12 protein-coding genes and 1 pseudogene are annotated in these 11,324 nt (G+C 64.6%); 9 read left to right on the top strand and 4 right to left on the bottom strand.

The window, feature by feature from the left end; translation table 11 throughout:
- Positions 1–65: 65 nt before the first annotated feature.
- Positions 66–848 carry an LOG family protein gene (locus AC5RWT_RS29165; protein WP_494083247.1) on the bottom strand — a complete coding sequence of 261 codons (783 nt, stop codon included), beginning with the start codon at positions 846–848 and terminating at the stop codon, positions 66–68.
- Positions 849–1,013: 165 nt separating this feature from the next.
- Between AC5RWT_RS29165 and AC5RWT_RS29160 the strand changes: the two genes are divergently transcribed.
- From AC5RWT_RS29160 to AC5RWT_RS29145, 4 genes are all read left to right on the top strand, one after another.
- Positions 1,014–1,832, top strand: a complete 819-nt coding sequence (locus tag AC5RWT_RS29160; protein WP_494083246.1) for an amino acid ABC transporter ATP-binding protein — start codon at positions 1,014–1,016, stop codon at positions 1,830–1,832.
- 56 nt (positions 1,833–1,888) lie between these two features.
- On the top strand, positions 1,889–2,752 hold the full coding sequence (locus AC5RWT_RS29155; protein ID WP_494083245.1) for a glutamate ABC transporter substrate-binding protein: 864 nt from the start codon (positions 1,889–1,891) through the stop codon (positions 2,750–2,752).
- Positions 2,753–2,816: 64 nt separating this feature from the next.
- Positions 2,817–3,512, top strand: a complete 696-nt coding sequence (locus AC5RWT_RS29150; RefSeq protein ID WP_494083244.1) for an amino acid ABC transporter permease — start codon at positions 2,817–2,819, stop codon at positions 3,510–3,512.
- On the top strand, positions 3,509–4,375 hold the full coding sequence (locus AC5RWT_RS29145; protein WP_494083243.1) for an amino acid ABC transporter permease: 867 nt from the start codon (positions 3,509–3,511) through the stop codon (positions 4,373–4,375). The genes AC5RWT_RS29150 and AC5RWT_RS29145 overlap by 4 nt, the downstream gene beginning before the upstream one ends.
- Positions 4,376–4,438: 63 nt before the next feature.
- Here the strand turns inward: AC5RWT_RS29145 and dapE are convergent, their stop codons facing one another.
- Positions 4,439–5,527: a succinyl-diaminopimelate desuccinylase gene (dapE, locus tag AC5RWT_RS29140; RefSeq protein ID WP_494083242.1), complete on the bottom strand. Its 1,089-nt coding sequence runs from the start codon at positions 5,525–5,527 to the stop codon at positions 4,439–4,441.
- 79 nt (positions 5,528–5,606) lie between these two features.
- On the opposite strand from dapE, the gene dapD reads away from it, so the two are divergent.
- Positions 5,607–6,581 (top strand): 2,3,4,5-tetrahydropyridine-2,6-dicarboxylate N-succinyltransferase, encoded by a 975-nt coding sequence (gene dapD / locus AC5RWT_RS29135; protein WP_494083241.1) that lies wholly within the window; start codon positions 5,607–5,609, stop codon positions 6,579–6,581.
- Between the two features lie 20 nt (positions 6,582–6,601).
- On the top strand, positions 6,602–7,456 hold the full coding sequence (locus AC5RWT_RS29130; RefSeq protein ID WP_494083240.1) for a hypothetical protein: 855 nt from the start codon (positions 6,602–6,604) through the stop codon (positions 7,454–7,456).
- A 31-nt stretch (positions 7,457–7,487) separates the two neighbouring features.
- On the opposite strand, the gene AC5RWT_RS29125 is transcribed toward AC5RWT_RS29130, so the two are convergent.
- Positions 7,488–8,186: a helix-turn-helix transcriptional regulator gene (locus AC5RWT_RS29125; protein WP_494083239.1), complete on the bottom strand. Its 699-nt coding sequence runs from the start codon at positions 8,184–8,186 to the stop codon at positions 7,488–7,490.
- 73 nt (positions 8,187–8,259) lie between these two features.
- On the opposite strand from AC5RWT_RS29125, the gene AC5RWT_RS29120 reads away from it, so the two are divergent.
- Positions 8,260–8,991 (top strand): alpha/beta fold hydrolase, encoded by a 732-nt coding sequence (locus AC5RWT_RS29120; RefSeq protein ID WP_494083238.1) that lies wholly within the window; start codon positions 8,260–8,262, stop codon positions 8,989–8,991.
- A gap of 4 nt (positions 8,992–8,995) precedes the next feature.
- A pseudogene (locus tag AC5RWT_RS29115) lies at positions 8,996–9,236 on the top strand (integrase core domain-containing protein); the annotation flags it as partial.
- Here the strand turns inward: AC5RWT_RS29115 and AC5RWT_RS29110 are convergent.
- On the bottom strand, positions 9,226–9,837 hold the full coding sequence (locus AC5RWT_RS29110) for a hypothetical protein (RefSeq protein ID WP_494083237.1): 612 nt from the start codon (positions 9,835–9,837) through the stop codon (positions 9,226–9,228). The pseudogene AC5RWT_RS29115 and the gene AC5RWT_RS29110 sit on opposite strands and share 11 nt — an antisense overlap.
- 228 nt (positions 9,838–10,065) lie before the next feature.
- Between AC5RWT_RS29110 and galE the strand changes: the two genes are divergently transcribed.
- Positions 10,066–11,079 carry a UDP-glucose 4-epimerase GalE gene (gene galE / locus AC5RWT_RS29105; RefSeq protein WP_494083236.1) on the top strand — a complete coding sequence of 338 codons (1,014 nt, stop codon included), beginning with the start codon at positions 10,066–10,068 and terminating at the stop codon, positions 11,077–11,079.
- Positions 11,080–11,324 lie beyond the last annotated feature (245 nt).

Genomic DNA, 11,324 nt, shown 5'->3' with positions numbered 1-11,324 from the left:
CAATGGCAAGAAAGACCAGGAATGCGCTCACAGCACCATCGTGCCAGAGAGGGGCGGCCGCTGGGTCAGAAGCCTGTCCGGGCGGACAGCCCGGAGACCATGCGTTCCACTGCCTCCTCTGCTGTATCCACCACGCTGACCAGTTCGAGATCAGCCTCCGCAATCATTTTTTCGGCCAGAAGCGTGTTCCGGATCCAGTCGATCAGCGGCGACCAGAATGCCGCGCCCACGAGCACGATGGGGAATGAGGTGACCTTCCTCGTCTGGACCAAAACCATGGCTTCAAACAACTCGTCCAGAGTGCCCAGACCCCCGGGCAGCACAATGAACCCTTGCGCATACTTGACGAACATGGTCTTGCGGGCGAAGAAGTACCGGAAGTTGATGCCCAGGTCCACCCAGTTGTTCAGTCCCTGCTCAAACGGCAGTTCGATGCCGAGACCGACTGACATGCCGCCGGCCTCGCTGGCCCCCTTGTTGGCGGCTTCCATTGAACCGGGACCACCGCCGGTGATCACCGCGAAGTTCTGCCGGACCAGCAGCCGTCCGATCTCTTCGGCGATCGCGTAGTGCTTGCTGCCCTGCCGGGTGCGGGCGGAGCCGAAGACGCTGATCGCCGGCCCGAGATCGGCCAAGGTGCCAAAGCCTTCAACGAATTCGCTTTGAATCCGCAGCACCCGCCATGGATCCGTGTGCGTGAACTCCGCCCGGTCCTTGGTGTCCAGCAGATACTGGTCGGCCTGCGGAATGTCTGCCTGGCGGCGCCGCAACTCCACAGGTCCCTTGAAACGGGTCTTCGGGGCACCCGGCAGTTGTGACGGAATCGGAAAATCCTGCTCGTTTGTCATTTCCCAAGGGTACAGATCCGCGTGCCATCCGGAACTGTTTTCCGACGGTTTCCGGGCCTCCCGGCCGCCAGTCGGTGCCCTGGAGCAGGTTGCTCTTAAATCACGATTCGGGCGGTTCGGTCGCCAATGCATTGCTTGAAGGGAATCTTTCGCTACATTCGTTCCATGACCAGTGACGCATCGCATAGTGAAACGCCGACTGCTGCTCCGGCGGCGGCAACCGGAGCCAGGTCTGATGTCCCCTCGGGTCAGCCGCTGGTCTCCTTGAAGAACGTCAACAAGCACTTCGGTTCGCTCCACGTGCTGCAGAACATCAACCTGGAGGTCACCAAGGGCGAAGTCGTGGTGGTGATTGGGCCTTCCGGTTCCGGCAAGTCGACGCTCTGCCGTGCCATCAACCGGTTGGAGACCATCGATGACGGAGAAATCCTGATCGATGGCAACATGCTTCCGGCCGAAGGCAAGGCGCTTGCCAAGCTGCGCGCCGACGTCGGAATGGTATTCCAGTCCTTCAACCTCTTCGCCCACAAGTCGATCCTGGAGAACGTCACGCTGGGACCGATCAAGGTCAAGGGGATGAGGCAGGCCGAGGCCAAGGAACTTGCCATGGGCCTGCTGGACCGCGTCGGCGTGGCCAACCAGGCGCAGAAGCTGCCGGCGCAACTGTCCGGCGGCCAGCAACAACGCGTGGCGATCGCCCGGGCCCTGGCGATGAAGCCAAAGGTGATGCTCTTCGATGAGCCCACGTCGGCGTTGGACCCGGAGATGATCAACGAAGTACTGGACACCATGGTGCAGTTGGCCAAGGAAGGCATGACCATGATCGTGGTCACCCACGAGATGGGCTTCGCCCGCAAGGCAGCGGATCGCGTGATCTTCATGGCCGACGGCCAGATCGTGGAGCAGGCCACTCCGCAGGAATTCTTCACCAACCCGCAAAGTGCCCGGGCCAAGGACTTCCTGGGCAAGATCCTCGAGCACTAAATCCCTGACACACCTGGCCCTTCACTGACGGAGGGCCGACTACGCAAGGAGAAAACATGCGAAAGACCCGTTATGGAATTGCCGCGATGGCAGCCGGAGCGGCCCTCGTGCTGTCCGCCTGTGGCGGCGGCGGCGGCACTGGCGGCGGCGGTGGCGGCGAGGCCTCGGGCGGCGCAGGCGGCGGCGATACCATCCGCATCGGCATCAAGTTCGACCAGCCCGGCCTTGGTTTCTCTTCCGGAGGAAAGTACACGGGCTTCGACGTGGACGTAGCCAAGTATGTGGCCAAGGAACTGGGCTACCCGGAGGACAAGATCCAGTTCGTCGAGTCCCCCTCGGCCAACCGGGAAAACATGCTGGCCAACAACCAAGTGGACATGATTTTCGCAACCTACTCCATCACCCCTGAGCGCAAGAAGACCGTCGATTTCGCCGGGCCGTACTTCGTGGCCGGCCAGGACCTGCTGGTCCGGGCCGACGACAATGAAATTACCGGTCCGGATGCGCTCAATGGCAAGAACCTCTGCTCCGTGACTGGTTCCACCTCGGCCCAGCGCATCAAGGACGAGCACGCCTCCGGCGTGAACCTGGTCGAGCGGCCCAGCTACGCAGAATGCGTCACCGCCATGCAGGGCGGCCAGATCGATGCCGTTACCACTGACGACATCATCCTGGCCGGTTTGGCAGCCCAGCCGAACAACGCCGGGAAGTACAAGGTTGTTGGCAACCCGTTCTCGGAGGAGAACTACGGTGTCGGCCTGCCGAAGGGCACGAATAAGTGCGCCGACATCAATGCGGCCATCAACAAGATGGTCAAAGAAGGTGCCTGGGAAGAAGCCCTGAAGAAGAACACCGAGGGTGTCGATTACTCCTACAACAAGAAGCTGAACCCGCCCAAGCCCGGCAAGTCCTGCGCCTAGCACCAGCTGCTGTGGGGCGGGGCCCCGCCCCACAGCATGGCCTGCCTCTTCCCACTGAAAGGGGATGGACAGTTTGTCCGAGTATTTCCAGAGCTACCTGACGGCGCTGGAGACCTACGACGTCATCGGAGCCTTGTGGGTCAACATCCAGCTCGCCTTTTGGGCTGCCCTGGGTTCTTTGGTGCTGGGCACCATCCTGGCCCTGATGCGGATTTCACCGGTTCCCAGCTTCCGGTGGGCCGGCACGGCATATGTCAACGTCTTCCGCAACACACCGCTGACGATCATCATGGTCTTCTGTATTCTGGTCGCTGTCTTCCAGTTGCAGATCAATCTCTCCAGCGATTTCGACTTCAATTTCTTCCTCTGGGCCATCGTTGGGCTCTCCGTCTATCACGCGGCCTTCGTCTGCGAATCCATCCGCAGCGGCGTCAACACCGTGCCGCTGGGGCAGGCCGAGGCCGCCCGAGCCATCGGCCTGAGCTTCCTTCCGGCGGCACGGATGATCATCCTGCCGCAGGCCTTCCGGGGGGCCGTGGCACCGCTTGGCAACACGTTGATTGCCCTGACCAAGAACACCACGGTGGCAACGGCGGCGTCGGTCGCTGAAGCTGCCGGCCTGATGAAGACCATGATCGAGTTCCGGCCGGACGTGATCCTGGCCATCTTCGCTACCTTCGCCCTTGGTTTCGTTGTGATCGTGCTGCCGATCGGCCTGGTAACCACATGGCTCTCGAAGAAACTGGCGGTGGCACGATGAGCATCAAACAAAACGTCCTCTTCGACGCGCCTGGTCCCAAGGCCCGGACGCGGATCATGATCACCAATATCCTCGGCGTCCTGATTTTCCTTGGCGCCGCAGTATTCGTGATCACCGGCTTGAACGAGAAAGGGCAGCTCGCCCCGGAGTTGTGGACGCCGTTCCTGACAGGCGAAGTCTGGCAGTTCTCACTCCTTCCCGGACTCGTGAACACCTTTAAGGCCGCTGCCGTCGCCATCGTGGCATCGGTGCTCTTCGGGCTCCTCTTTGGTGTCGGCCGGCTGGCAACCAGCGCAGCGGTCCGATCGGTGTGCGGCATCATCGTCGAGTTCCTGCGCGCCGTCCCTGTGCTGCTGATGATGGTTTTCTTCTATCTGCTCTTCGGCAAACTGCAGATCGGCACGCCCGCGGACATCCCGTTTTACGCTGTGGTTACCGCGCTGACGCTGTACAACGGCTCCGTCATCGCCGAGCTGGTACGGTCCGGCGTTTACGGTCTGCCCAAGGGACAGCGCGAAGCCGGCATGGCCATTGGCATGACGCGCAGCCAGTCGCTGCGCAACATCGAACTCCCCCAGGCGCTGGTGGCAATGCTTCCGGCCCTGATCAGCCAGTTTGTGGTGATCCTCAAGGACTCGGCGCTGGGCTACATCATCACCTATCCGGAGCTGCTGCGGTCCATGCAGATCTACGGTTCCGCCGGGCCTATCCTGCAAGCACTGACGATTGCCGCGCTGCTGTTCATCATCATCAACTTCACGCTGTCCTGGATCGCCAATTGGCTCTCCCAATTCCTGAGCAGCCGGACGTCCGGCCAGACCAAAGTTGCCGACGTCCCGCAGATGGCCGTGGAGAACAAGTAGCACAGCCGGAAACGTCAGGAGGGAGGAAGCCGCGGCTTCCTCCCTCCTGACGTTTCCGCTGGTTCAGGCTGCGAGCCAGCGCCGCAGTGCCGCCAGGCATGCACGGACGGCCTCCGCCGGCACGTGTTCGTTGTCGGTGTGTGCCAGCAGGGGGTCGCCGGGGCCGAAGTTGACCGCGGGAATGCCCAGCTCGCTGAAGCGTGCCACATCGGTCCAGCCGTATTTGGGTTTCGGTGCTGCCCCCACCGCGGCAATGAAGTCGGCGGCAGCCGGGTGGTTGAGGCCGGGCCGGGCTCCAGCCGCGGCATCGGTGCGCGCCACGCTGAAACCCTCCAGCAGGTTGCGCACATACACCTCGGCATCCTCGGGCGTCTTGTCCGGAGCGAACCGGTAATTGATTTCCACCGTGGCGCTGTCCGGGATGACGTTTCCGGCCGTGCCTCCCCTGATCTTTACCGCGTTGAGGCTCTCCCGGTAGTCCAGACCGTCCACCGTTACGGTGGCCGGTTCGTGGTCCCGGAGCCGGACCAGAATTTCGGCCGCCCCGTGGATGGCGTTACTGCCCATCCAGGCGCGCGCCGAATGCGCCGCCCGGCCGACGGTGCTCGCCTCGAACCGGGCTGTGCCGTTGCAGCCTCCTTCCACGGTTCCGTCGGTCGGTTCCAGCAGGATGGCAAAGTCGCCCTGCAGCAACTGCGGGTGGTGGCGCACCAGGCGGCCCAGACCGCTCAGGGATGCTTCGACTTCCTCGTGGTCGTAGAAAACGTAGGTGACATCGCGGGCCGGGGCGGTCAACTCGGCGGCCAACGCCAGTTGCACGGCCACTCCGCCCTTCATGTCGGTGGCGCCGCGGCCGTACAACACCCCACCGTCCCAGGTTGACGGCACGGTTCCCCTCGATCCGGGCACGGCGGGCAACGGCACGGTGTCCAGATGGCCGGCCAGGATGACCCGCTCCGGCCGCCCCAGCCGGGTCCGGGCCACGACGGCGTCGCCGTCGCGCAGCACCTCCAAGTGCGGCAACGCGCGCAGGGCGGCCTCGACGGCGTCGGCCAGGGCCGTTTCATTGCCGGAAACGCTGTCAATGTCGATCAGCGCCGCGGTCAGGTTGGCGACGTCGGAGGTCAGGTCCAGGGTGATGGTGGCAGTCACTCCCCCAGCTTAGCCAGCCGCTCCCCGAGCCTTTCCCAACCTGTCCGGAGGGTCGTTGCGCCTCGGTAGACTGGAATTCATGATCGAGAGCACCGCCGCTGAACATGCGCCCCGCACCGCCTACGGCACCGGCTTGGCCACCGTCGCCACCGACGGCGGCACGGTGCTGGATGTCTGGTATCCGGCTCCGGGCCTGGGTGCCGCTCCCGCCGGCCAGGGCACCGACATGGATCTGGCGGCAGAGGCAGCCGGCAGCGCCGACGCGGACCGCGGCACGCATCTTGAGGTAGTCACCCAAACCATCGATCTGGACGCCGCGCCGGCCAACACCGCCGACGCCTACCTGCGCCTGCACCTGCTCTCCCATCGGCTGGTCGCACCCAATTCCCTCAACTTGGACGGCATCTTCGGCCAGCTCGCCAACGTGGTCTGGACCAACTTCGGTCCGTGCGCCGTTGACGGTTTCGAGTCTGTCCGCCGCCGCCTGCGTCGCCGCGGCCCGGTAACTGTTTACGGAGTGGACAAGTTCCCCCGCATGGTTGACTACGTCATTCCTTCAGGCGTGCGGATTGCCGACGCCGATCGCGTCCGGCTGGGCGCGCATCTTGCGTCCGGAACCACGGTGATGCATGAGGGATTCGTTAACTTCAATGCCGGCACCCTGGGCACGTCCATGGTGGAGGGCCGCATCTCTGCAGGCGTCGTCGTGGCGGACGGTTCCGACGTCGGCGGCGGCGCCTCCATCATGGGAACGCTCTCCGGCGGAGGGAAGGAGCGAATCAGCATCGGCGAGCGGGTGTTGCTGGGCGCCAACTCCGGCGTCGGCATCAGCGTAGGCGACGATTGCGTGGTCGAGGCCGGCCTCTACGTCACCGCGGGGACCCGCGTCCGCCTCGTCGACGTAGCCACCGGGGACCACCGCCAGGTCAAGGCCGCGGAGCTCTCCGGCGTATCCAATCTGCTGTTCCGCCGCAACTCCACCAGCGGCGCAGTGGAAGTCCTGCCGCGCAAGGGCCAGAGCGTTGAGCTCAACGCGGTCCTGCACGCGAACTAGCAGCACAGGACGGCACCGCCATGTCCAGGCCGGTACGTGCGCGCAGGACACGCAGCCTGCTCAGCCTGATCGTTCTGCTGGCTCTGGTCGGCGGCGCCGTCTACGGTGCCGCAACGTTCATTGACCGTTCCCAGACCCTCGTCCGGGAGCGGTGCACCGCCGTCGTTGGTTCAGAGACCTTCGAACTGGCGCCGGACCAGGCTGCGAACGCCGCGCTGATTTCCGGAGTTTCCATTGCGCGCGGGCTGCCCGCGCGCGCCGCATCTATTGCCCTCGCGACGGCTATCCAGGAGTCGAAGCTGCGCAATATCGACTACGGTGACACGGCCGGTCCCGACTCGCGCGGGCTGTTCCAGCAGCGGCCGTCCCAGGGCTGGGGCACGGAAGAGCAGGTTCAAGACCCCGTGTACGCCGCCAACAAGTTCTACGAGGTGCTCGAACAGGTTCCGGATTACGAGTCGATGCCCGTGACGGATGCTGCCCAGACAGTACAGCGCAGTGCCTATCCACTGGCTTACGCCGAGCACGAGGCCGAGGCCAAGGCCTTCGCGTCGGCCTTGACCGGCCATTCGCCTGCCGCCCTGAACTGCGTGCTCAAGGATGCCGGGACAGCCGGCGATCCCGCTACCGTCCGGGCCCAGCTGGAAGCGGTCCACCCCAGCCTGGATACGGCCGTCGCCGGCCGCGAACTCCGGGTGGCTGCGGCCGATGAGCGGGGCTGGGCGGTGGCCCAGTGGGCAGTGGCCAACGCCAAACAGTTCGATGTGGAATCGGTTGCTCATGGCGGCCTCAGCTGGCAGCGCGAAGACGGGGGCTGGGTCCGCGCTGAGACCGACTCCGGCTATGTCGTGATCACAGTGGCCACCGCAGCCTAGGTGTATTGACCTGAAAGGTTGATTGAGTGACTCACTCGCCCCGACCGTGCACCGGTCTGGCGTTCGCTGGGGGTTCTCCGACCTCCTGGATGGTATGGCCGCCGCAAGCCGTCTTGGTTACGCTGGCTCGCTCGATGCGCGCCACGGTGAACCATCGCATTGCGTTGCGCAGCCGGCACCACCCAACCAGGTACCACTGGCCGTTCGTGGAGGCGAACAGCACTGGCTCAACGTCACGGGTGGTCGTGGTCCCGTCTCCCGATGTGTAGCGAATGCGGATCACCCGCTGCTCTGCCATCCCCTCCTCCAGTGCCGACTTGATGGCGCGCGAAGAGGAGGGAAGCGCGTTAACCCAGACGCGGTGGGCCAGCTCGTCGGCTCGTGCTCGGGTTTTGGGATCGAGGACGTCCAGGATTTTCTGGATACCTGCTGCTGCCAGATCGGCGTAGGGGGCATCGGGTGCAGCGGACACGGCTGCCATGAGCGCCACGGCCTGCGCTGGGTACAGGCTGACAGGCGGCAGGGACGCGCCTATAGCCAAGCCGTAGCCACCGCCCGGACCGGGGCGAGACCATATAGGCGCACCGCTGTTCTCTAACGCATCGAGGTCTCTCTTAATGGTGCGCACGGACACCTCGAACTCTCGCGCCAACCGTTCGGCGGAAACCCCCCGCGCGCCGCTGCGGCGCAACATCTCGGAGAGAGCATGGAGCCGTTCCATTCGCTTCACCGTTCAGACCCCGACAAATTCATGACATAAATAGTGACATACCCTTGTCCGTAGTGCCTGCGAGGGTAGTGACATGACAAGTACTACAAGCAATCCGATCATCATTCTCATCGCTGGCCACTGGCTGGGCGCTTGGGCCTGGGATGAAGTCCTTGAACACCTGACAACCGACCCATCACGTGCAATCGCGATGACGCTGCCCGGTCTCGACGGGGACGATCCCGAGCGTGCGTCGAAGACTCTCGACGATCAAGTCACAGCGATCCTAGACGTCGTCACTCAACTCGGGGTCTCGGAGGATCAGCCCGCAACTCTCGTCGCTCACAGCGGGGCGAACGCCCCCGTCAGCCTCGTCCTTGACCGACACCCTGAGCTTGTCCATCGAGTGGTGTGGGTCGACTCCGGCCCTGTGGCGACGGGAAGCGCCTTCGCCCCAGACATCCCGGAGGAGTTGGAGGAGCTTCCGCTGCCGCCCCTCGACGTCCTCGCACAGCAGGCGAGCCTCGAAGGCCTGAGCGCAGAGGTCCTCGAGCGTTTTCAGGCCCGGGCCGTCCCTGAGCCCGGCCCCGTGCTTCGTCAGCCCGTCGAGCTCACGAATGAAGCCCGCCGCAAGGTCCGGACCACCCTGGTGTGCTGCTCGATCCCGAGCGTGCAGGTGCTGGAGCTGGCCCGCGCAGGCCATGCCATGTTTGCCGAAGTCGCGAACATCGAGCAGCTCGACGTCATTGACCTCCCGACCGGGCATTGGCCTATGTGGAGCCGTCCCCGCGACCTCGCCGAGGCCATTCAGTCAGCGGCTTTTTGAACCCGGTCTCAAGCACAAGCGCACCCGCCCGTATCGCCCACAGACGAACGGCAAGATCGAGCCCTTCCACCGCACTGGTCGACGGCTGGGCCTACGCCCGCTGCAATAACTCCGAGGCTGAGCGCCGTGGGGAGCTACATGGCTGGCTGCACCACTATAACCATCACCGACCCAACACCGCATGCGGCAGCCAGCCGCCCTTCTCACGATTGGTCAACGTGTCCGGCAGTACAGCTAAACCATGAGTTCGACGATCGGCTGGACGTAGCTGCGGAAGGCCCCTTCATCGTCCATCAGGGTCTGGCACATCAGCACCCGGTCCGGCTCCACGAACCACGCGCGCGGCTCGCATAGCGGCAGCTCGATCAGTCTCAGCTCGAAAGTCCGCGCACTGCGTCCCAGCTCCATTTCCCGGTCCTCCACCATCTCGCGGATCAACTCGGAAGTCCCCCTGGCTTCGCGCTCCTGCGCCAGCTGTCCATACTCTGCCATCCGGACGCGGGCCCAACTCATCGCGGCACCAAAGTGTGCTTGCAGCAGCAACTGCAGGGCCGGGCTGCCGGCAAAGGCTGGAAACGACGGCGGCGCCAGTTTGGCGGCGTTGCCGGGGCGGTCGCGGACCAGATCCTCCCACCACAGCTCCCACTCGTGGCGCAGCGCTTCGGGACCGCCCACCTTCGCGGTCAGCTGGGTGGGATCGGCAGTGCGGACGGCCGGCAGCACCGGCGAGACCGCGGGCTGGCCGGCCTCGTCCAAACCGGCCACGTCCCGCAGGTACAGGGCCAGCAGCATGTGTCCTGAGGTGTCGGAGGTAATCCGCCACCCCGGTCCGGAAATGTCCTGCATCCGGTCCGCGTCCTTTCGCTGGCCTCGAGGGGAGCAGCCCGGCGGAAGGCTCCCCTGCAGTGCCGCCCGCGGAGGGTGCACATCCGCCGGTGAGTCCACTCTAGTCCTTGCCGTCCGGCGCGGCACCCGGCCCGGCGGACCGGCTGCGTGCCGGCACGCTGCCGTCCGTACGGGGCTAGCCGGCGGCCCTGTACGGGGCCGGGTGCGGCGAACTACTAAGCTGGGGGCATGAGAATTCTGGTCACCGGAGGAACCGGTTTCATCGGCTCGCACACCACCCTCGCCTTGCTGGAGGCGGGTCACGACGTGGTGGTTTTCGACAACCTGGCCAACTCCAGCGAGGAGTCGCTGCGCCGGGTCCAGGAGCTGACCGGCCGACAGGCCCGGTTCCACCAGGCCGACCTGCTGGACGAGGCTGCGCTGGACCGGGTGCTGGGAACCGAGTCGGTGGACGCCGTGATCCATTTTGCCGGTCTGAAGGCCGTGGGCGAGTCCGTTGAAAAGCCCCTGCACTACTATCACAACAATGTGGGCGGCACACTGAACCTGCTCCGTGCGATGGACGCCCACAACATCCGCACCATCGTTTTCAGTTCCTCTGCCACGGTGTACGGTTCCACCGAGGAAGTGCCGCTGACCGAAAAGCTTCCGCTGGATGCGATCAATCCCTACGGCCGGACCAAGGAACAGATTGAAGACATCCTCACCGATCTGGGCGCTTCCGACCCGCGCTGGCACGTGGCCCTGCTGCGCTACTTCAACCCCGTCGGGGCGCACGAATCCGGGCGCATCGGCGAAGATCCGACTGGAGTGCCCAACAACCTGCTGCCATTTGTTGCGCAGGTGGCGGTGGGCCGCCGGGACAAGGTCCGCGTCTTCGGCAGCGACTACCCGACACCGGATGGCACCGGCGTGCGCGACTACATCCACGTGATGGACCTGGCCGCCGGGCATCTGGCCGCCTTGGATTTCATTGCCAGCCGGCCCGGTGTGCGCCGGTGGAACCTGGGCACAGGAAAGGGCTCGTCAGTGCTGGAGGTCCTGGCCGCCTTCGGCAGAGCGGCTGGGTTCGACATCCCCTACGAGCTGACCGACCGGCGCCCCGGCGACGCCGCCGTCAGCTACGCCGATCCCTCCGCAGCGCTGGCCGAACTCGGCTGGTCCGCCGTCAAGAACCTGGAGCAGATGTGCGAGGACCACTGGCGGTGGCAGAAGAACAATCCGAACGGCTACGCGACCTAAACGGCACAGGGGCAGGGCGTCATCGACGCGCTTAGACACCTCACTCGTTCCTCGCTCGGCGATGCGCGCTTACGATAACCCCCTGCCCCCCGTTGCTCGAAGGCAAGGGTGTTGCCAACGTGCAAGCGCATGGTTGAACCGCTCCTGAAGCAAAACGAACGGCCCCTGGGTTGTGAACTGGGCCCCGAAAGTTGGACTGAGAAATTCAGTTCCGACTCCTGGGGAGCAGTTTTATGCATGCATGT

The sequence above is a fragment of the Arthrobacter sp. Dra40 genome, assembly GCF_059091905.1.
This window is presented reverse-complemented; position numbering and strand designations above follow the sequence as displayed.

Bases quoted from the DNA above. Each gene is read 5' to 3' on its own strand.
- dapD (WP_494083241.1), top strand. From the start codon at position 5,607: ATGATCGAGAGCACCGCCGCTGAACATGCGCCCCGCACCGCCTACGGC.
- AC5RWT_RS29110 (WP_494083237.1), bottom strand. From the start codon at position 9,837: ATGCAGGACATTTCCGGACCGGGGTGGCGGATTACCTCCGACACCTCA.
- AC5RWT_RS29120 (WP_494083238.1), top strand. From the start codon at position 8,260: ATGACAAGTACTACAAGCAATCCGATCATCATTCTCATCGCTGGCCAC.
- AC5RWT_RS29160 (WP_494083246.1), top strand. From the start codon at position 1,014: ATGACCAGTGACGCATCGCATAGTGAAACGCCGACTGCTGCTCCGGCG.
- AC5RWT_RS29155 (WP_494083245.1), top strand. From the start codon at position 1,889: ATGCGAAAGACCCGTTATGGAATTGCCGCGATGGCAGCCGGAGCGGCC.
- AC5RWT_RS29145 (WP_494083243.1), top strand. From the start codon at position 3,509: ATGAGCATCAAACAAAACGTCCTCTTCGACGCGCCTGGTCCCAAGGCC.
- galE (WP_494083236.1), top strand. From the start codon at position 10,066: ATGAGAATTCTGGTCACCGGAGGAACCGGTTTCATCGGCTCGCACACC.
- AC5RWT_RS29165 (WP_494083247.1), bottom strand. From the start codon at position 848: ATGACAAACGAGCAGGATTTTCCGATTCCGTCACAACTGCCGGGTGCC.
- AC5RWT_RS29130 (WP_494083240.1), top strand. From the start codon at position 6,602: ATGTCCAGGCCGGTACGTGCGCGCAGGACACGCAGCCTGCTCAGCCTG.
- AC5RWT_RS29150 (WP_494083244.1), top strand. From the start codon at position 2,817: ATGGACAGTTTGTCCGAGTATTTCCAGAGCTACCTGACGGCGCTGGAG.